A 20,811-nucleotide genomic window follows, 5' to 3' on the forward strand; every position below is an offset into this window, starting at 1 on the left:
TGGGAGGTCCACGACCCGGCGCGCCTGGCTGCCATCGCAGATCCGGTGTCGTTTACGCACACGATAGACAGCCAGACAACGACGGTGGACGTCAGCATGAATCCGCTGCCCACCACTCTCGAGGACCTTGTCGACCAACTCAATAACGACCCGGCGTTCAGCGCGGCCTTCACCGCCAGTCCCGGCGCTCGCAGTGCCTTGGACGGCACGAGCGTGAACGAGAACCTCATCGTCACAGCCAAGGAGGGCGGCGCCGGTGACATCAGCGTCGTCGGGATCCCCAATACGGTGAGCAAGGAGCAGAAGCGGGCCGGTCGCAACGAGATCCCCGCGACGCCCGAGATTCCGGCACGGGGCCGCGGGTACGGGTCCGAAGACATCCTGGGCGCGATTGACGTCACCCGCGAGGCAGGGTCATTGACGACGACCACGATCATTCCTGCCTTTCCCGGCGGCACCATCGGTGGGACGAGTCCCGGATTCGGAACCATCCGCGAAACGCCCGTGATCACCCTTCCCCCCACCCCGCGTCGGGAAGAGACACACACGGACACCTGGAACTCAGGCGCCTACGACGCGATCATCCAGATCGACCGCGCCATCGCCATCGTCAGCAAGGGGCGCGCGGAGATGGGTGCCACCGAGAACGCGCTGGACCACACCATCAGGTCGGTGAGCGTCTCCGCCGAGAACCTTGCCCTGTCGGAAAGCCGCATTCGCGATGCCGACATGGCCAAAGAGATCGTCGACCTGCAACGGTGGCAGATCCTTGCTCAGGCCTCGATGCAGATGCTCTCGCAGGCCAACATGGTGCCGCAGAGCGTGCTCAAGCTCCTGCAGTAGGCCTTCAGCCGGACATGCCGGTGGAGCTGCGCTCCGTCCGGTGGTCGAGTCGTGCCCCAGTTCGAGTCCGACGTCACGCCACCGAAGCCCTGCGCAAATCGGACAAGAAGTGCGAAAAGCGAGTGCTGCCCAGGTTTCATTCAGCCAATCTGATTGTCCCGTGGCGACTTTGAACAGACGACTCAGACGCCTGAGGGCAGCGTCGATGGGGCAGGCACAACGCCGAGTCACCCCAGGCACGGCGAGCCACGGACGGCCACCACCTCCCCAGGTGGCGAAGGAGAATGAAATGTCACGGATGAAGAACTGGGTCGGCGCGAGCGCGGTTGCGATGCTGGCCGGTGCCAGCCTCGTTGCCGCCCCTGCAGTTCAGGCAGCCCCCCTTACTTCCAGCATTGCGAAGGCTGTGGCCTTCGCTCCGGCCGCGGACGCCGCGCCGGCCAAGCCGAAGTTCGGCAAGATCTCGGTCGCCAAGGGCGCGGCTCGCGACACGACCGCCATCACGATCAGCGGCACCAACTTCGACACCGCCGAGGGCAAGACCACGGTCAAGGTCGGCGACGCCACCCTGACCGCTGCCGTCTCTGCCTCGTCGATCGCCTTCACGATGCCGAAGCTCGCAGCGGGCGGCGACCCCAAGGCGACGATCTCTGTCACCTCGGGCGAGGCCTCGAAGGACTTCAAGTTCACGTACGTCATCCCCGCGGTCAAGGTGACCGTCGACAAGACGAAGCTCAAGCCGGTGCCGGACAGCGTCCTGCTCGAGGTCACCCCGACGGGTGACGTCAAGCCCGGCGACAAGTTCACCGTGAAGAACGGTGCCGGCGAGGAGATGGCGGCCGAGGCGACCGCCACGGCGACGCCGGCCGAGGGCAAGGTGTCCGCGAAGGACAACAAGCTCTACGTCCACCTCGACAAGCGCGCGTCGACGACCGAGAAGGGCACGAGCTTCACGGTCTTCAACGAGTGGAACAAGAAGGGCCAGACGATCAAGCTGTCGTGGAACCCGGCCATCCCGACGCTCAAGGCAGCCGTCAAGACCGAGAAGATCACCCCGGACGGTGGCGTGCTCACCCTCACGGGCAAGAACCTTGCGTATGTTGCGGCTGGTACGTCCGGTACGACGGCCGGTGGCATCAAGTTCAGCCACGTCGAGACGACGCCGACGGACGCGGTCAAGATCACCAAGCCGACCAACGAAGCGGGCCTGACCAGCGCCAAGGCCGGAAGCTGGTGGTATGTCGACGAGACCAAGAAGGACCAGATCCAGGTCAAGGTCCCCGCGCGCGGCACCGACAAGAAGACCGACAAGTCCTTCACCATCACCGCCACGAACAAGTGGGACTCGCCGAGCAAGGCGATGAAGGTCAACTGGCTCGAGAACAAGACGGCCCTGAAGGTCAAGAAGGGAACGAAGCTTGAGCTGGACGCGGTCAGCGGCGGCACGATCGTCTTTGAGGGCGACAAGACCTACCTCGACCTCGTTGCGAGCATGAAGCTCAACGACAAGGCCCTGGAAGAGGCCGAGACCGCTGCAGCTTTGGATGAGGCCGACTCAGGTTGGTTCTACAACGCGACGGCCAAGTCCTTGACCGTCAAGGCCGGTGGAAACGACCGGGCCCTGGGCACCGTCAACCTCACCGCCGTCAACAAGTGGGGCAACGACATCAAGGCCGTCAAGGTCAAGTACGTCGCCCCCAAGATGGGCACGGTGGCCATCGGTACGACCAAGGAAGGCTCCGTCGCCGGTGGCGTCGATATCGAACTGACCGGTGACAAGGTGTCGACGGCCAAGACCGTCAGGATCGGTACGACCGATTACGAGATCAAGGCCGAAAAGGGAACCGGCGCCACCGCCGCTGTTGCCTGGATCGACGGTGCCAAGATCAAGGTGACGATGCCCGAGATCAAGGCGTCCGAGTGGACTGCCGGCGCCACCCAGAAGCAGGTCGTGGTGTCTCTGCTCAACGAGTGGAGGGGCAAGAGCAACGGGGTCGTCTTCACCTACAAGGCTGCGGCCACGTCGGTGACCGCCAGCCCGCTCGCGAGCGACAACACCGAGGATGTGACAGTGGTTATCACGGCCGCGACTGCTCAGCCGGGTGCAAAGGTCCTCGTGGACGGTAAGCCTGTGACGGCGACGGTGGACGACACGAACAAGACGTTCTCCATCATCATGCCGAAGGTGACTCCGGCTCTCGCCAAGGACGCGACGAAGACCTCCAAGATCACCTTCGTCAACACCTACGGCATCAAGAGCACCGACCTGTCCTTCGTCTACACGGGCAAGTAAGGCTGCTTGATGATCATCCGCTGAGGTGAGTCCCGTCAGGGGCCACCAACCGACGATGCCGCGTCGCCCTTTGGGGGCGGCGCGGCATCGCGCTTTCACGACTGAGTCGGAAGTCCGAGACTCCCGACTCATACGGCCGTCCATGCGGCCGATAGGCATGTGCAAAGGACTGCGCGCAAAGGGATACGCGCACCACGGATGGCGCCCGCGGGGCCGACAGAGGAGCGAACGATGTCACGGACGACACGTTGGATCGGCGTGGCTGCGGCCGCTGCCCTAACAGCGGCTGGCCTGGCCCCGATAGGGTCCTACGGCGCCTCGGCCCTCGGGGCTCCGGCGGGGGTGCCGGCGGCGGCCGCACCGACCGCCAAGGCGCAGCTGACGGGCCGAGTGATGGTGAAGTTCAGCCCGAAGGTCACGACCCCGGCCGCGCGCGCGCAGCGCATCGCGGTGGCGGACGCCAGCGTCGACGCCGATCTTGAGGTCGCCGGGCAAGCGAGCGCCGGCGTGACCATCGTCGAGGGCGCGTCGCCTGCGGAGGCGGCCTTTGCCGCCGCCGTGATCCGGAAGCAGGCGGACGTCGCCTATGCCTCCCCCGAGCGGCTGTACCAGATCACTGCCCCCGCGGAGTACCTGGGCGGCACCAACATGGGGTCCACGGGCTCCGGTGTCGACGCGGCCGGGGCGCACAGCAAGACGACCGGGACCGGCGTCACCGTCGCCGTCCTCGACACGGGCCAGGTGGCGAATCACGAGGCGCTCGCATCCCAGACAGCGGCCGGCTACGACTTCGCGTCGGTGAACGACCACGACGGCACAGCAGGACGAGACGCCGACCCGGCCGAACCCGTCATGGAGAGCGGCGCGACCTGCGACAACGGCAAAACCCCCCGACAGTCCTGGCACGGGACGCACGTGGCCGGCTCCGTTGCAGCGGTCGCCCCGGGAGCCAAGATCGTCCCCGTCCGGGTGGGCGGTCACTGCGGTATCGGTGGCCAGGACCTCATGGACGGCATCTTGTGGGCCTCCGGCATCAGCGTCGCCGGTGCCCCGACGAACGCCAATCCGGCCCAGGTCATCAACATGTCGCTCGGTCACGTCGGTGGCTGTGACCCCTACGAGCAGGACATCATCAACCAGGCCCGTTCCAGGAACGTCGCGATCGTCGCGGCGGCCGGCAACGACAATTCGAGCGCTCTCCACTCGCCGGGAGCGTGCAACGGCGTGATCAATGTGGCGGCGGTGACCCCCACCGGCGCCAAGGCCTCGTTCTCCAACTACGGCTCCAAGGTCGACGTGAGCGCTCCGGGCACGAACATCGTGTCGGCGGTCGGCCCGAGCACCAGTTCGTTCGCGCCGATGCAGGGAACGTCGATGGCGGCACCGCACGTGGCTGGCATCGCGGCGCTCGTCCGCGCCGCCTACCCGGCGCTGACGCCCGACCAGGTCGAGAGCTCGATCATCAGCTCGGCCAAGCCCTTCGGCGGGCCGTGCACCGGCTGCGGATCCGGCGTCGCCAACGCCCCGGCCTCGCTCACCGCCGCCGAGAACGGCGGCAACGGCACGGTCGTCAGCTCGATCAGCCCGCTCGCGGGCAAGACCTCCGGTGGCGACACCGTGACCCTCACCGGCTTGGGTCTCGACAAGACGACCGAGGTGTGGTTCGGCTCGGCGAAGGCGAAGATGTCTAGCAGGAGCGCGACCTCCGTCGTCGTCAAAGCCCCGAAAGGCCCGGCAGGGGCCGCCGCCGTCCGGATCGTAACCCCGACGACCACGGCGACGAGCAGCTACATCTACGCGGTCGTGCCGGCCGTGAAGAAGTACGCGCCGAAGACGCTGAGCCCGGACGGTGGCGAGCTGACGATCACGGGTGTCGGGTTCAACGCCGACGCCAAGGTCACCTTCAACGGCACGGCCGTCACGGTGAAGAGCGCTTCTGACACCGCGATCGTCGTCACCGCCCCGGCGAACACGACGACGACCAAGGCGACGGTCAGCGTCGTCGTCACGGCCAACGAGCTCCCCTCCAAGGCGAGCAAGTTCACCTACGCCGTGCCGAAGCCGAAGCTCAAGACGACGGTCAAGACGCTTGATCCGGCGGGCGCAGACGTCTCCTTCACGGGCAACGACCTCGACAAGATCGCCAAGGTGAGCGTCAACGGCACCGAGCTCGCGGCCGACAAGTGGGCTTACATCGGCGCCGACAAGTCGCTCACGGTCAAGGTTCCGACGCTCGCCTTCAAGGCCAAGCCCGTCGCCCAGATCGTCGCCACGACGAAGTGGGGTGCCCCCACGAACCGGATCTCGCTCAAGTACCTCGTGCCCAAGACGGCCCTCAAGGCGCCGAAGGCAGCGCTCACACCCGAGGGCGGCGACGCGGTCTTCACCGGCACGAACCTCGACCAGATCACCGTCGTGAAGGTGGGCGGTACCGAGCTCGTCAAGGGCACCGGCTGGACCGTCAGCGACGGCAAGGACTCGCTCACGGTGAAGATCCCGGCACAGTCGACGACGACGAAGGCCGTGCCGGTCCAGGTCGTCACTCCGTACATCGAACTCAAGCCCGTCAACGTGAAGATCGCGGTGCCGAAGGTCAAGAGGTAGTCGGCTCGGCTCAGCGGCGGGCGGTGGTCTTCGAGACCGCCGCCCGCGTCGCGTCGGCGAGGCGCGCGTGGATCCGCGCCCCGACCCCCCCGTCGAGGGGGCCCGTCACCTCCTCGAAGCGACGCACCTGCCCAGCCCGGTCGTGGCGGCCGGTCGCGACGTAGTCGACGAAGCTGGACACGGTGACATCGCCGCGCACGTCGGCAGCAGCCCACGGCAGGTAGCCCTCGAAGTCACCGAACGAAGGCGCGACGCCCAGGGCGATCGGGTCATCGTCGTTTGCCGCGCAGTCGAGCATGAGCACGGGCCGGCCCGTGACCCCGAAGAGCAGCGCGAGAGACGTCGGGCTCAGGCCGATGTAGCAGTCCGAGGCCACGATCGACGGGAGGTAGTCCGGTGACAGGTCGATCCGCACGTTGGGGATGCGGCCGGCGACCTGGAGCATCTTGGCGAAGGGCTCCACGAGCCGCTGCCGCATGGCGATCATCGTGCTCGCCAGGAGCGGGTGTGGCCGCCAGATGACGGAGACATCGGCTCGGCCGGCGGCGAATTCGATGACCTCCCACGTGCGGGCCAGAGCGCGTTCGCTGTGATGCAGGACCTCGGTGATGCTCGTCGTCACCAAGATCGTGACGGCCGGCGTCGGCTGGTCTCCGCCGTCGTCGGGGTCGGACATCCCGCGGACCACGTGGTCGGCCTTCGGCGTGCCGAGCGCGATGACCTTGCGCTGGTGTCGCGCCGCGATCTGGGGGCGGTGGGCCGGCGTCTGCAACGCGATGACATCGACGTTGTCGTATCCGACAAGGTCCCGCTGCCCGGGCGGCAGGGTGCCTCCGACGATGTAGTACGGCACGTAGACAAGGACGCATCCCAGGCGGCGCAGCGCGTCCGTGCGATACGGGGCAGCGATCCGGGTCACGCGGTTGTGCGCGTCGTAGGCGTTGTGGACATAGACGATGTCGGGGCGGAAGGCCGCGAGATCGAAGCTGTTGGAGCTCTGCGTCGGCACCTCCGCGGGCAGCTGCTCACCCGGGCAATGACGGGCCACACCGCCCTCGGGGTCGAGGTCGTCGTAGGGCACCGGAAGGACGACGACCTCGGTATTTGCGTCTTCGTGCGCCGCGCGCCAGATCGAGGCCATCGAGTCCCACATGGCTGCTTGGTAGGGGAGGAAGGCGATGCGCAGTGCCCGAGGACCCGTCATGGTCCTCCGTTCGACCCTTCCTGCCTGCTCCTGAGCAGACCGCAGCGACGTCGGACTCAGGTGGCGGTGCGGAACATCCTTCAACCATAGGCAGATCGGCCGATGGGCAGTCATGTCTCGCCCTCGACCCGGGGCCACCCGCCGCGCGGTCAGCCAACGCGCCTTCTCCGGCCGCCCACCTCAGGATGGTGTTCACGGATGACCACGGTCATCACCTATGGCACGTTCGACGTCTTCCACCACGGCCACCGGCGGCTGCTCGAGCGGGCCAAGTCGCTGGGCGACCGGTTGATCGTCGGCGTGACCAGCTCCGACTACGACCGCGGGCGCGGCAAGCTCAACGTCACCGACTCCCTCCCCCAGCGGATCAGAAGCGTCGAAGAGTCCGGACTCGCGGACCTCGTTCTCGTCGAAGAGTACGAAGGGCAGAAGGTCCGAGACATCGAGCAGCACGGCGTCGACATCTTCGCCATCGGGTCGGATTGGGAGGGGCATTTCGACCACCTGCGCGACTTCTGCGAGGTCGTCTATCTGCCACGGACTGCCGGAGTGTCCAGCACGCAAGTGCGCACTCAGGCGCACAGCCTGCTTCGCGTCGGAGTTGTCGGGACCGGGCGGATCGCCCATCGCATGGTGGCTGAGGCTCGCTTCGTCAGCGGTGTCGAGTTCGTCGCCGCCTTCAATCCCCGTCACGGCTCCGCTGCGAGCTTCGTCGAAGAGCACGGTCTACAGCAGGCCCACAGTGAGTGGGGTCCTTTCGTCGACGGCATCGACGCGGTCTACATCGCGAGTCCGCACCATGCGCACGTCGACTATGCCCAGGCCGCGATGGCGGCGGGGCTGCATGTTCTGTGCGAGAAGCCGGCGGCGCTGTCCGCGGCGGATCTGACGGGCTTGCACGAGCGAGCACAGGGGGGAGGGCTGGTCTTCATGGAGGCGGTGAAGACGGCCTATCTCCCGGGCTTCGAGCGTATGGTCGCGATCGTCCGGTCCGGCACGTTGGGCCAGGTTAGGGCCGTGCGCTGCGCCTTCACGAAGCTCGTGGAGCCCGGCGCCCGCGAGTGGGTCGCGCCGGCCGGAGGCAGCATGACCGAGCTGGGCACGTACGGCCTGTTGCCGATCGTCAAGCTCCTGGGAGCGGACCTGCCCGCCGGGCAGTTCACCGTCATCCGGTCGCATGGTGTCGACGCCTTCACCTCGGCGCGATTCGTGTATCCGCAGGCCGTGGGGTCCTTCGAGGTCGGCATGGGGGTCAAGACAGAGGGGTCTCTCGTGGTCTCCGGGACTACCGGGTATCTGGTAGTGCCCGCGCCGTGGTGGCTGACGCGGACATTCGAAATTCACCGGGAGGACCCGAGCCTCACCCGCCAATACTCGGTGCCGTTCGAGGGCGATGGACTCCGCTACGAGCTGTCGGAGTTCGTGCGCGCCATCAACCACCCGCGGCGATCCGGATTGGCGCTCACCGACGCCGAGTCGATGGCCATGGCGAGCGCGCTCGAGGACTTCTGCGTCGGCCGTGGGGTCACACAGATCGGTGACGAGTCGGCCGGACTCGAGGCGGCGCTGCGTCGGCAGGGCGCAGCGGCGCGAGGCGTCGCCGACCTGGGTCACGTGACCTCACCCCTGGTCAGGTGAACGCCTCCAGCCTCGTCGTCATCGCGCGGGACGAGGAGCGGTGCCTCGCCAGAGCGCTGGAGTCGGCCGCCCCCTATGTCGATGAGCTCCTCGTCCTCGACACGGGATCGACGGATGCCACGGTCGAGATCGCTCTCGGGTGCGGGGCGCGCGTCGAGCACTTCCCGTGGTGTGACGACTTCGCCGCCGCCCGCAATCGGGCGCTCGAACTCGCGTCGCACCCGCTGAGACTCGTGCTGGATGCCGACGAGTGGGTCGAGTCCGGCGGTGAGGCTCTGGCGCGGTGGGGTGCCGTCAACCCTGGGCGAGTCGGCTGGGTCACGAGACGAGATCTCGTGCCTGACTCGAGCAGGGCAGGGGTGGGGCCCAGCGTTTCGGTCGAGCGTCTGGTGCGCGTGTTGCCTTCGGACGTCCGCTACGAGGGGTCGATCCACGAACAGCCGGTGCACCCCGACCCTGCTGTGGCATCCGGTCTGGTGCTGGGACACGACGGCTACCTGCCGGCGGCGAACACAGCGAAGCGAGGTCGCAACGAGCGGCTGCTTCGACGGGCCTTGGCGGGCGGCTTCGACCCCTACCTCAGCTACCAGTTGGCCAAGGAACTTGAAGTACAGGAGCGCTACCACGAGGCCGTGGAAAGCTATCTGGTCGCTCTCGAGCGCACCCCCCACGAGGCCGCCTGGCGCCACCCGCTCGTCGTGCGCACCCTGCACCTGCTGACGCGCACCGAACGGTTCGACGAAGGCGTGGCCCTTTTCGAGTCTGAGCGCACCAGATGGAGTCGCTCCCCAGATCTGTTCTTTGCTGCCGGAGATCTCTTCCTGCAGATGACCGCGACGCGAAAGCGTGATGCCGGCGTCCTGATCGAGCTTGCCCGCACCTGTTGGGCGCAGTGCCTCGAGATCGGTGACCGGCCAGACCTGGTCGGCTCGGTCTCGGGTCGCGGAGGGGCGCTGGCCCAATACAACCTCGACGTCGTGAGCGGCGTCACGATCGGCCGTGGAGGGGTGCAATGAGCCGCGTTCCGCGAGTGGATGCCTGCCTCATCGTGCGCGACGAGAGCGTCAATCTGCCGGACTGCATCGAGTCGCTCAAGCGGCTGGGCTCGTCGCTGCAGAGAATCTGCGTGTACGACACGGGGTCTGCGGACGACACCGTGGCCATCGCCCGCGCGGCGGGTTGTGTCGTCGTGGAAGGCTACTGGGACAACGACTTTGCGCGGGCGAGAAACGCCTCACTCGACATGTCCAGGGCCGACTGGGCGCTCATCGTCGATGCTGACGAGAGGGTGGTCGCCGACCCCGCCCGACTTGTGCGAGAGCTGACCCAGCAGCGAGGCGCGAACGTCATCGACGCGGAGCTCTATCACCTGGATGAGCGCGGCCAACGTGTAGCGCACTCGCGATACATCAAGGCAGTCCGCCCCCGCTCGGTGCGATTCGTCCACCCCATCCACGAGATCGTCACAGACATCGACGGTCGCGGCATCTCCATTCACTCGGTGGCGCCGAATGTCATGCACTTCGATCACCTCGGGTACGCATCCGAGCAGATTCGTCGGAGCAAAGCAGAGCGAAACGAAGCCGTCGCCGACGCTGCGCTGCACGTGGCACTGCAATCTCGTGACGCCGCGCGCATCGCGCACGCCTACCAGCATCGGGGGCGCTCCCGGACGCTGTTGGGGCGGGACGAAGACGCGCTGTCGGATCTGATGGCCGCGTGGCAGGCGTGGGGCGCGGGGTCTGCGAGTGCAGTCGGGGCGGGCCGGGACCTCATCAGACGACTCACGGCCGCCAACCGCACGACGGAAGCGATGGAAGTCCTCCGCCGCCTCGAGGAGTGCGGCGCTCAGGCTGATCTCACCCGGCTCCTCCTCGCAGAAGTGCTCTTCGCGCTCGGGCATGACGAGAAGGTGCTGGCTTTGACCGCGGATCTGGTCCCGGCGCGTGACTCCGCTCGCGAGACGCGGGGCACGGTCGACACCCGAGAGGTGCTGGGTCTGCGAGTCAAGGCCTTAGGCCGCCTGGGTCGGTGGGATCACGTTCTGGCGACGCTCTTGACCCTTGTCCACTGGGGAGAGGTGGAGCGGGTCGGTCAGATCGTGCGGATGTGGCGGGGCAGTACACAGGCACTGGCCGAAATCCTGGCCGACCTCGGCACAGGGCCTCACGGACCTGCCGTCCTGGCGGCGCTACGAGCGAGCTCAGGAGTCGGTCCCGGCGCTGCCGACATCATCGAGCATCCTTTGGTGTCCCGAGACACGCCGCCGCACACCTCCGCTCAAGGGTCGCGGGCAGCCGCCGATGGGCACAACGTCCGCGCTGACAACGACGCTGACAACGAAACCGCAGGAAAGCAGGCGCACTGATGAGCGACGCCCCCCTCCCGACCGACATCACCGACATGCTGAAGCGTCTCGGCGCCTTGGATGAGGAGCCCCGCAGTGAGCTGCCCGTCCGCTTCATCGTTGCGACGGATTGGGAGCAGGCGGCCGTGCCACTGACGATGCTCAAGGCCTTCCGGGCCATCGTCCCCGCAGGGTCGGGACTCCAGCTCGCTTTCGCCGTACCGGGAGAGCCCACGGCCTCGGACGCAGAGTGTGTGCACGTCTTGGCGGATGGAGCCGGTAGCGATCTCGCCGGACTCGAAGTGCTCTCGTTCGCGCGGGCGATCGAAGAGCCCTACGACAGTGCGATCGTCGCGGACGGCGACCCCGAGGCGCTCCTGGCCCAGGTGGGCGGAGTCATCGTTCGGATGCACGATGTGGTTCGACGACTCGAGCGCGCTCAGGCCGGCACGCTGGCAGATTCTTCGCTCAACCGGGGCGATGCAGAAGCCCTGCGGCGACGTCTCGCGACCTTCGTCGGCTGATCGGCACACCGATGGCCGAGCCCGGCCTGACAGCTTGCCTCATCGTCAAGGACGAAGCGGCGGCTCTGCCGTCGTGCCTGGCCGCCCTCGATCGAATCCGGCCGGTCCTTCGCGAGATCTGCGTCTACGACACGGGCTCCGGCGACGGCACGCCCGAGCTTGCCCGTCGCTCGGGCTGCCGCGTGGTCGAGGGCTACTGGGACGACGACTTCGCCCGTGCGAGGAACGCGGCGATGGACCTCGCGCAGACGGACTGGGTGCTCTCCATCGACGCCGATGAGCAGCTCGTGACCGAGACCGACCGCATGCGGCGGCTCCTGGAGTTCGCCCGGCGAGAGCGGTTGGACACCCTCGTCCTCGACATGGACGACGTGCGGGACGGCGTCTGCGTCAGCAGCTCCCCGCTGGTGCGGATGTTTCGACCCGACGTCGCCCAGTTCCGGAATCGGGTGCACGAGATCATCGCCGCACGGAACGGCTCCACGCTTCGGGGGGCCCGCGTCGGCAGACCTGTCGCCCACATCGCCCATCACGGATACGGACCGTCGGCGGCGATGGAACGGCGCAGGGAACGCAACAGCCGGCTGGGTGACGTGGAGGTCAGCGAGCTCCTGGCCCAGGGTGCCGACGCCGACCGACTCGTCGAGGCGTTGGTGAACCGCGGGCGATCACGGTCGATCGGCGGCGAGCAGGCGGCAGGGATCGAGGACTGGGAGTCCGCGCGCCGACTCGCCACGACGTCGCCCTTCCGCACCTGGGCCGGTGAACTCCTCGCATCCGCGCATATCGAACGTCGGGACTTTGCGGCCGTGAGCTCGATCCTGACGGAGCTGAGCCGTGAAGGTTCGGACCCGGAGCAGCTGGCCTGGCTGGCAGGTCGGGCCTTCGCAGCGGCGGGTCAGCCGCGCGAAGCGCTGGAGTGTATGCGTCAGGTGACCCAGCCGACCTCGGCGCTGGGTCTGCAAGGGGGGCTCGCCCCGGTGCTGCAGGCTCGCATGATGGCCGCGGCCGAAGTCGGGGACACGGAGACGGCGATCGAAGCTGCCCTTCCACTCCTGGCTCGGCACGGGGTCGTCCACGGATTCGGTCGACTGGTGCTGTTGTGCTGGGCGCCCCGGCCGCCCGAGGCCTTGGCCGCCAGGCTGCTGGCGGAAGGCGTCGCGCACCGCACCGCGCTCGTTCAAGAGTTCGCCCGCTGGGGCGAGGCAGGCCTGGCGGTGTCCGCCGCACTGGCAGATGAGGGCCCCCAGGTGGCTCGACCGGCCCCGTTGGCAGGCCTTTCGGAAAATGCCGGCAGAGAATCCTCAACGCCGTGACGCGCCGGCCGATGGACCAGTGTCGGGAAAGACCCCGGCACCAGCCGGGGCCGTAATGCCTCGACAGGGCGCTTTCATCACGAAGGCCCCTCGGGACCGCCAGGGAAGGTGGCCCGGACCCCTTATCCACGAAGGAGAACATCATGGGTCTGCAGATCAACACCAACGTCGCCGCCCTCAACGCGTACCGCAACCTCACGGGCACGCAGGGCTCCATGCAGACGAGCCTCGAGCGCTTGTCTTCTGGTCTTCGGATCAACCGGGCCGCGGATGACGCTGCTGGTCTGGCGATCTCGGAGAAGCTGCGCACGCAGGTCAACGGTCTCAACCAGGCCGTCAGCAACGCGCAGGACGGCATCAGCATGGTTCAGACCGCCGAAGGCGCGATGAACGAGGTCCACTCAATGCTTCAGCGCATGCGCACGCTGGCCGTCCAGGCGGCCAACGGGACCAACAGCACCGAGAACCTCGCCCAGCTCAACGCGGAGGTCACGCAGCTCAAGTCGGAGATTCAGTCGATCGGCTCGCGGACCAACTTCAACGGCCTGCAGCTGATCGATGGCACAAACGCCACGGTGACGCTGCAGGTGGGCGCCAACGCCGCCGACCAGATGCTTGTCTCTCTGGGCAACCTGGGGGACATCGACCTGAGCGGCGTCGACTTCTCCGACGCGGCAGCTGCCGCCGAGTCCATCACGGCGCTGACCTCGGCGATCGACACCCTGTCCACGCAGCGTGCGGGTCTCGGTGCGACGCAGAACCGCCTCGAGCACACCATCAAGAACCTCTCGGTGTCGGCGGAGAACCTGGCCGCCTCCGAGAGCCGCGTCCGCGACACCGACATGGCGAAGGAAATGACGAACTTCACCCGTTCGCAGATCCTGCAGCAGGCCGGCACCGCGATGCTCGCTCAGGCCAACCAGTCGACGCAGGGCGTCCTGCGCCTCCTGGGCTGATCTGACAACCGGATAGTCGCTTGACCCCGAGGGGGCGTGGGCTAAGCGCCCGCGCCCCCTCTTAGGTTTTCGCGACCCGACTCCACGGAAGGAGAGGACAACCATGGCCATTTCTGTCTCCGGTCTCAGCAGCGGTATCAACACTGCCGACCTGGTCTCCAAGCTCATGCAGGCGGAGCGACTCTCGGGCAAGGGCCTCACGACCAGCAAGAACACGGCCCAGTCGCTCGTCACGACGTTGACGACGCTCAACGGGCAGATGAAGTCGCTCGGTGACGCGGCGAAAGCGCTCGTGCCCGACGTTCTTACCGGCGGCGGCTCGGCCTTCACCAGTGTCACCGCGACCTCGTCGAACAAGGACATCGCCACGGCGACGACCACCGACAAGGCAGTGGCAGGCTCGCTGACGTTCACCGTCAAGAGCATCGCTGCGGCGGGCTCTGGAGCCTTCGACAGGACCTTCGCCGCCGGTGAGAGCATCAGCGCCGACGCGTTCTCGTTCCACGTCGGTTCGGGCGAGAAGGTGGCGGCGATCGATGTCAAGGCCGGCGCCACGATCCAGGAGGTCGCCGCTCTCATCAACCAGAGCGACTCCGGCGTCAAGGCGACCACCGTGCAGGTCGCGCCGAACACGTTCAAGCTTCAGCTCACGTCCGCGACGACGGGGGCACAGAGCGGCGTCAACGTCACCGACGGTTCGACGACGCCGATGGCCTCGTCGGTGCTCGGCGAGTTCAAGACGCTTACCGAGGCGAAGGACACCGTGCTGACGATCGGGTCGGGGGCGAATGCCTACGACATCACATCGCCGACCCGCGACGTCAAGGAGATCATGCCGGGCGTGACGATCACTCCCGTCAAGGCCGACCCGACGACCCCAGTGACGCTCGACTTCACGGCCGACGTCGAGGGGATGGCCACGAAGGTAGAGGCGTTCGTCAAGGCGGCCAACGAGGCGCTCGGCACGATCTCGAAGAACAACAAGTGGGACCCGGAGAAGAAGTCGGGCGGTGCCTTGACGGGGGACTCGATGACCCGTGCTCTGTCGACGGACATCCAGAACGCCTTCATCGGTTCGAGCACCGCGTTGCCCTCGTCGATCGGCATCAGCATCGAGCGCGACGGCACTCTGAAGTTCGACAAGACGAAGTTCGTCGCGAACTTCAACAGCGACCCCGAGTCGGTGACCAAGGCCGCGGGTGATATCGCGACCAAGGTTGGTCAGGTGAGTAAGCAGGCCACGAGTGCTGCCGATGGGACGTTGACGTTGCGGATCCAGGCCGGGCAGTCTTCGGTAAAGGACTACACGGCCCAGCTGACCAAGTTCGAGGAACGAATGACTCTGCGAGAAGCGACTCTCAAGCAGCAGTTCAGTGCCATGGAGTCACTGCTGTCGAAGATGCAGGCCCAGGGCAACTGGCTCTCGGGCCAGCTGGCTTCGTTGCCTACGTATTGACATTCGTCGCCAATCGAAAGAGATGATGCATGAGCACCCAGGCCCAACTCCGCAATCGCTACGCGCGTGAAGCCGTCGCAACGGCTACGCCCGCGCAGCTCCTGATGATGCTGTATGACCGCCTCATCAAGGACCTGAACGCGGCGGAGACGGGTCTGGGTGCTCGTGACATTCAAGCAACGCACTCCGCGCTCATCCATGCCCAGGACATCGTGCACGAGCTAAGTGCGACGCTCGACACGACGCTGTGGAAGGAAGGCGAGGCGTTGCAGCGCCTCTATGCATGGGTCATCGAGCAGCTCATCGAGGCGAACATGACCAAGGACGTGCAATTCGTGCACAATGCCCGCGAGGTCGTCGAGCCGATCCGCGACGCCTGGCATCAGGTGGCGAGTGCCGGCGTCACCGGGCAGAGCTGACCGGGCCCGCAACTCGACGCATAGACACCCCGACCGTCAGGTCGACGAAGGTCCAGGAGACACGGATGAGTGTGGCGAAGTGGGAGCAGGCCCTCATGGCGATGGAGGACGAGCTCGACGTCCACGAGGCTCAGGTGCGCACGGGGGAGGCCACGATGGTCCCCGCATGGGAGGCCCCAGGTGACCTGGGACCGCTGCCGCCCCAGCTCGCCGAGCGCGTGATGAGCCTCGTGCGCCGTATCGGCCTGCTGTCAACGTTCGTGCAGTTTCAACTCGTGGCTGCGGAAAGCGACCTCAAGCACCTGGAACACCGTACCGAAAGCAGGGGCACCGGCAATCGCGCTGTTGCGTTGTTCCTCGACGCCTCCGTGTGAGGCTTCCGTGCAGGCTAACTGATTGCTACGAGATCTCGGCATAACGCTTTACCCATCCTCGCGTCAACCGATAAGAGATACGAGCGTTCAGGCGCCGCCAGCGCGGGCCACGACCGTCAAACGCACGCCACCACGACTCACGGATGAGGGATAGACCCATGGCATTCAGCGGCCTGATCATCGGCCAGTCAGCGGTTCACGCTGCGCAACGTGGCCTGGATGTCACCGGCCAGAACATCTCCAACGCGGCCACGCCGGGCTACACGCGTCAGCGCGTCGACCTCGAAGCCGTCGGCGGTCCCGGTGTCCCCGCGTTCTGGTCCCAGTACAACGGCGTGGGTGAGGGCGTTCGAGTCACCGGCGTCACCCGCATGAACGACGAGTTTCTCGAGGCTCGGGCTCGCAACTCGAACGCGGCGCTCGGCAACCTGCAAGAGCAGGCCAAGACCATGGCGGCGATCGAGCGCGCAGTGGGCGAACCCAGCGACACCGGCCTGCAGAAGAAGTTGGCCGAATTCTGGAACTCCTGGGCCACCGCCGGCAACAGTCCTACCGCCGCCAACCAGGCCCCACGCGCCGCGGCGTTGGAGAACGGTGTCAACGCTGCGGCGCAACTGAACCTCATGGGCAACTCCCTGGCCACGCAGTACGCCGACACCGTCAGCGAGCTGGAGGCGAACGTCACCGACATCAACAAGATGGCCGAGGACGTCGCCAAGCTCAACGCGGCGATTCGCAACAACAACATCGCCCGAGTGCCCTCGAACGAGTTGCTCGACCAACGCGACGTGCTCATCGCGAAGATCTCCCAACTGACCGGCGCTACCGTGCGGCCCGCCCAAGCGGATCAGGACGCCCCCTTCAACAGCCAGGCCGTCGACGTCATGATCGGCGACAGAATGCTCGTGAACGGCACCAATGCCAACGCGCTGATGGTCAACGACCCCAACTGGGGCGAATACCCGGACGACGGCAGCCAACCTGGTGCCATCTCCATCGAATGGGACCCCACCGTCGGCGACGACGGATACGCCGGCGACGCCGACATCGCCTCCGGTCGTGTCAGCGGCCAGTTGAAGAACCTCAACGAGACGATCCCGGACTACCTGTCGCAGTTCGACGCCATCGCAAAGCAGCTCGCCGGCCTCGTCAACAACCAGCAGGGACAGGGCTTCACCGTCGAGGGGACGCCCGGTGCGGATCTGTTCATCGCTCAGGGCGGCGGCGGGATCACTGCGCGCAACATTCGGGTCGATCCGGACGCGACCGCCAACTCCCTGGCCGTCAACAGCACAGCTACGACGATGGACGGCAAGAACGCCCAAGCCATGGCTCGCCACATCAGCCACAAGGATGGGCCCGATGCGACCTACAACGCCATGGTCGTTCAGCTCGGCGTGCAGACCCAGTCGGTCAACCGCAACGTGGCCGTGCAACAGAACGTCGTCATCAAGGCCGAGGACGCTCGGGACAACGTGGCCGGCGTCTCCCTCAACGAAGAGATGACCAACCTCATCAAGTTCCAGCACTCCTTCAGTGCCGCCGCCAAGTTCATCGGCGTCATCGATCAGACGCTGGACACCCTCATCCACATGACCCGCTGAAAGGGGTGATTTGACATGTCGTCACTGCGCATCACGCAGAACTCGATGAACCGGACCCAGATGGCCGGCCTCAATACGTCCCTCGGTCGCCTTCAGCAGACGCAGGAGCAGCTCACCACGGGAAAGCGTCTCAACCGACCCTCCGATGACCCGGTGGGTACAGTCTCCGCGCTGCGCTTCCGCTCCGAGCAGAGTCAGCTCGCCCAATTCGGACGGAACATCGCCGACGGCCTCGACCGACTCGGTATGGCAGACAACACGCTGACGCAGACGAACAACATGACTCAGCGCATTCGCGTGCAGACGGTGGCCGCGCTCAACGGCACCAACGGTCCGGACCAGCTGAAGGCTTATGCGGCCGAGATCAGGGAGCTGCGCGCCGGCCTGCTGCAGCAGGCCAACAGCAGCTATGCCGGAGTTTCGCTCTTCGGCGGCACGTCTTCGAACGATGTCGCCTTCCATACCACCACTGGGTCCTTCTTGGGTAACGATGATCCGGTGATGCGCACCATCAGTGAAGCGGCGGATGAGGCGGGCCAACTCAACGTCGGGGTGAGCGGGCAAGAGGCCTTTGGGTCCGCGCTCGAAGCCGACACAGGCGCACTCGATGCGCTCGCAACGGCCATCGAGAATGGCGACTTGGACGGCATGAGGGCCGGCCTGGAGGCTGTCGACAATCTGCGCGATAACATCCTCAACGTGCAGGCCACCGTCGGCGCCCGCGTCAACCGCTTGCAGGGTCTTGTCGAGCTCAACGGGCGTCAGGACGACGCCTCCAAGATCGCGCTGAGCAAGGTCGAAGACACCGACTTTCAGCAGGCCGCGATGGACCTGGGGGTGCAGTCGGCCTCCTATCAGGCGGCCCTCGCGGCGTCGGCCAAGGTCATTCAGCCTTCGCTGATGGACTTCCTGCGCTGAGCTAAGGCCCGCGCTCGGCGCTGGCGCGCTACGGCCCCCGGGTGACCCCGCGTCACCTCGGGGGCCGCGGCGTGCCCGGTCTCGTTGCGCGCGAACGCGTCGTCGGGTTCAGGGGAACAAATAGGGTGGGGCGATCATGGTTCGCGAAGTGTCATTTCTGGTCAACGGTGGGCAGCTGTCGGCGATCGACCACGGGGGAGTGGGTCGGCCGGTCGTGCTGGTCCACGCGCCCGGATTCAACGCCCTCGATTGGGGCGCGGTGATCGCAGGCGTCGAGGGGCGCGTCGTGTCTGTCGACCTGCGCGGGCACGGCCGCAGTCGAGCCCCGATCGTGCCGGGCGATCAGCTGTGGCAGGACCTGGTGACCGTCGTCGACGGGCTGCAGCTCCAGCGGCCGGTCCTCGTTGCGCTCGGCATGAGCGGAGCCATCGCGCTGCAGGCCGCCACCCACGCTCCCGGTGGGTTCGCGGCGCTCGTCCTCATCAACGGCTCCTGCGCCACCAGCCCCGAGCGGATGCAGCAAGAGTTCGCACTCCTCGACAACGCCCACCCCGGCGAGATGCTGGGCGACCGGTTCGCCCTCGGCCGGCTCGGCGACCCGCCCGACCGCGCGGCCTTCGCCGAGCACGCCCTGCAGAAGCTCCGCGGCGACTGGTGGGTGCCCGGCGAGCACCTCACCCTCGACCTCATCGAACGCAACATCGTCGATCACGACGACGGCAGCTTCACCCTCGCGCCCACGCCGGAGGCCGTCCGGGCCTGCTTCGTGTACGAGCCCGGCCCGGCTTTCCCGAGCATCCGCCTGTACGACGACCTCGACCTGCCCATCTGGCTCATCGGCAGCCCCGACGGCTTCGACCCCGCCGGCCCCGACGAGGTTCAGCAGCTTGCGAGCCGCAAGGCCACCGTGCAGGCCCGGGTGCTGCCCGGCGGCCAGTACCTGCAGCACACCGCGCCCCGCGACGTCATCGACACCATCAGCCTCGCCCTGCTCGACCTCGACGGCGTCCCCGCCGACGAGCACGACATCCGCTGCTGACGCCCTTTTCGCTGTCCACAAGGTGGCGGCGTGGCGGCGCGCATCCACAGGCTGGGCCGGCGATCCCGGCGGACGTCTGTGTCGGCGGGCCATCCTCAGGGCATGACGATGAATGCCCTGATCGGCGCGCGGTCGGTGCTGGCGGACGGGGCGGCCTCTCCCGTTCCTGGCGTGACTACGAGCGGCTACGCCGACTCCGGATCGGTGCTCCCCGGCGGCGGGACGCCCACTCCGACTCCTGGCGTGACGAGCGGATCGGCGCTGGTGTTGCCGATCCGCCCCGGCGGCATCTTCACGGTCCGCGAGGCGCGTGCCCTGGGGGTCAGTCCGGAGGAGCTTGCCGACCCCGCGCTGCAGCGACCGTTACGGGGCGTGCGCTCGTTCTCGCAGCTCACCGAGTTGGCCGACCGCTGCCGGGCGGTGCTGGCGGTCGCGCCACCGGGGAGTGCGATCTCCCACATCACGGCCGCGCACCTGCACGGGCTGTGGCTGCCGACGATCGAGGACGGCCCGGTGCACATCATCCGTCCGGCCGAGACCGGCCGCGTGCGTCGCCCGCAAGTCCGGGATCACGAGGGGCAGGGCGGGCGCAAGGTCGTCGAGCTCGATGGGCTCCCGGTCGTCGCACCCGCCGACACCTGGGCCGATCTGCACAGCACGCTGACCCTGCCCAACCTCGTGGCCGCCGGCGACGGGATCGCCCAGGACCTCGAGTCATTGGAGTCGCTGCGCCACGCCTTGGCCTGGCGCCAGAGCAAGCGGTACCGCGGCGTCGTTCGGGTGCGCAATGCGCTTGGTCGGGTGCGCGTCGGCTCGCGATCGCGACTGGAGTCCATGACGCGGTGGGTGGTCGTCAACGGTGGGCTGCCCGAGCCGGAGCTCAAATTTCGACATCGTCGACCGGGCCGGCACCTGGCTGGCCACCGGCGACCTGGTGTGGCCCAAGCAACGGGTGTGTGCCGAGGTGCAAAGCAACGAACATCACCCGGAGGAGGATCGGCCCATCGACGAGGGGCGCCGGCGCGACCTGGAGTACGAGAGGTGGTACGTCGCTTTCATGTACCCCGAGGACATCTTTGTCGCCAAGAGAGCCAGTACCTTCGTCAACGTCCTGGGTCAGGAGCTCCGCCGTCGATCCCCATGACCGCCCCGGGGTCGAGTCGTCACTTTGGGGGGCTGGTGGGCACTTTGTGTCTGGCGAGTGGTCGCTTTGGGGCTCGGGTGGTCGGTTGGGAGTGACGGTTCGTCCGTGGAAGTGACGATTCGGCCGGTGGGG

General features: G+C 67.0%; 17 protein-coding genes. 16 read left to right on the top strand and 1 reads right to left on the bottom strand.

Features of this window, described 5'->3' with window-relative positions; genetic code table 11:
* The first annotated feature begins 84 nt into the window (after positions 1 to 84).
* The 3 genes from KILIM_RS22675 (at position 85) to KILIM_RS22680 (ending at position 5,740) form a co-directional block, all read left to right on the top strand.
* Positions 85 to 843, top strand: a complete 759-nt coding sequence (locus KILIM_RS22675; RefSeq protein WP_255247684.1) for a flagellin — start codon at positions 85 to 87, stop codon at positions 841 to 843.
* Positions 844 to 1,132: 289 nt separating this feature from the next.
* Positions 1,133 to 3,136, top strand: coding sequence for an IPT/TIG domain-containing protein (locus KILIM_RS17195; RefSeq protein ID WP_006594007.1), 2,004 nt, complete (start codon positions 1,133 to 1,135; stop codon positions 3,134 to 3,136).
* A gap of 231 nt (positions 3,137 to 3,367) precedes the next feature.
* The gene (locus tag KILIM_RS22680) at positions 3,368 to 5,740 is read left to right on the top strand and encodes a S8 family serine peptidase (protein ID WP_006594008.1); all 2,373 of its coding nucleotides are present in this window, start codon (positions 3,368 to 3,370) and stop codon (positions 5,738 to 5,740) included.
* A 10-nt stretch (positions 5,741 to 5,750) separates the two neighbouring features.
* Here KILIM_RS22680 and KILIM_RS17205 read toward each other — a convergent pair whose 3' ends face one another.
* Entirely contained in the window at positions 5,751 to 6,944 is a 1,194-nt protein-coding gene (locus KILIM_RS17205) for a hypothetical protein (protein WP_006594009.1), read from the bottom strand.
* Between the two features lie 198 nt (positions 6,945 to 7,142).
* On the opposite strand from KILIM_RS17205, the gene KILIM_RS17210 reads away from it, so the two are divergent.
* The 13 genes from KILIM_RS17210 to KILIM_RS24135 all read left to right on the top strand — a co-directional run bounded on the left by KILIM_RS17210 (position 7,143) and on the right by KILIM_RS24135 (position 20,774).
* The gene (locus KILIM_RS17210; RefSeq protein WP_006594010.1) at positions 7,143 to 8,582 is read left to right on the top strand and encodes a Gfo/Idh/MocA family oxidoreductase; all 1,440 of its coding nucleotides are present in this window, start codon (positions 7,143 to 7,145) and stop codon (positions 8,580 to 8,582) included.
* The gene (locus KILIM_RS17215; protein WP_006594011.1) at positions 8,579 to 9,598 is read left to right on the top strand and encodes a glycosyltransferase family 2 protein; all 1,020 of its coding nucleotides are present in this window, start codon (positions 8,579 to 8,581) and stop codon (positions 9,596 to 9,598) included. Before KILIM_RS17210 ends, KILIM_RS17215 begins: the two co-directional genes overlap by 4 nt.
* The gene (locus tag KILIM_RS17220; RefSeq protein ID WP_006594012.1) at positions 9,595 to 10,950 is read left to right on the top strand and encodes a glycosyltransferase; all 1,356 of its coding nucleotides are present in this window, start codon (positions 9,595 to 9,597) and stop codon (positions 10,948 to 10,950) included. The genes KILIM_RS17215 and KILIM_RS17220 overlap by 4 nt, the downstream gene beginning before the upstream one ends.
* Positions 10,950 to 11,453, top strand: a complete 504-nt coding sequence (locus tag KILIM_RS17225) for a hypothetical protein (RefSeq protein ID WP_006594013.1) — start codon at positions 10,950 to 10,952, stop codon at positions 11,451 to 11,453. Before KILIM_RS17220 ends, KILIM_RS17225 begins: the two co-directional genes overlap by 1 nt.
* Positions 11,454 to 11,464: 11 nt before the next feature.
* Complete coding sequence (locus KILIM_RS22685) at positions 11,465 to 12,769, top strand: tetratricopeptide repeat-containing glycosyltransferase family 2 protein (protein WP_006594014.1); 1,305 nt, start codon at positions 11,465 to 11,467, stop codon at positions 12,767 to 12,769.
* 143 nt (positions 12,770 to 12,912) lie between these two features.
* Positions 12,913 to 13,725: a flagellin N-terminal helical domain-containing protein gene (locus KILIM_RS17235; RefSeq protein WP_006594015.1), complete on the top strand. Its 813-nt coding sequence runs from the start codon at positions 12,913 to 12,915 to the stop codon at positions 13,723 to 13,725.
* Positions 13,726 to 13,828: 103 nt separating this feature from the next.
* Positions 13,829 to 15,181, top strand: coding sequence for a flagellar filament capping protein FliD (fliD, locus tag KILIM_RS17240; protein ID WP_006594016.1), 1,353 nt, complete (start codon positions 13,829 to 13,831; stop codon positions 15,179 to 15,181).
* A gap of 29 nt (positions 15,182 to 15,210) precedes the next feature.
* Positions 15,211 to 15,600: a flagellar export chaperone FliS gene (fliS, locus tag KILIM_RS17245; RefSeq protein WP_006594017.1), complete on the top strand. Its 390-nt coding sequence runs from the start codon at positions 15,211 to 15,213 to the stop codon at positions 15,598 to 15,600.
* Between the two features lie 65 nt (positions 15,601 to 15,665).
* Positions 15,666 to 15,974: a hypothetical protein gene (locus KILIM_RS17250; protein ID WP_006594018.1), complete on the top strand. Its 309-nt coding sequence runs from the start codon at positions 15,666 to 15,668 to the stop codon at positions 15,972 to 15,974.
* Positions 15,975 to 16,132: 158 nt separating this feature from the next.
* Entirely contained in the window at positions 16,133 to 17,578 is a 1,446-nt protein-coding gene (flgK, locus tag KILIM_RS17255; RefSeq protein WP_006594019.1) for a flagellar hook-associated protein FlgK, read from the top strand.
* Between the two features lie 15 nt (positions 17,579 to 17,593).
* Positions 17,594 to 18,496 (top strand): flagellar hook-associated protein FlgL, encoded by a 903-nt coding sequence (gene flgL, locus KILIM_RS17260; protein ID WP_006594020.1) that lies wholly within the window; start codon positions 17,594 to 17,596, stop codon positions 18,494 to 18,496.
* A 136-nt stretch (positions 18,497 to 18,632) separates the two neighbouring features.
* The gene (locus tag KILIM_RS22690; protein WP_006594021.1) at positions 18,633 to 19,535 is read left to right on the top strand and encodes an alpha/beta fold hydrolase; all 903 of its coding nucleotides are present in this window, start codon (positions 18,633 to 18,635) and stop codon (positions 19,533 to 19,535) included.
* A gap of 102 nt (positions 19,536 to 19,637) precedes the next feature.
* Positions 19,638 to 20,774 (top strand): hypothetical protein, encoded by a 1,137-nt coding sequence (locus tag KILIM_RS24135; protein WP_157551797.1) that lies wholly within the window; start codon positions 19,638 to 19,640, stop codon positions 20,772 to 20,774.
* Positions 20,775 to 20,811 lie beyond the last annotated feature (37 nt).

Origin of the sequence: Kineosphaera limosa NBRC 100340 (assembly GCF_000298215.1) — a bacterium.
Classification (GTDB): Bacteria; Actinomycetota; Actinomycetes; order Actinomycetales; family Dermatophilaceae; genus Kineosphaera; species Kineosphaera limosa.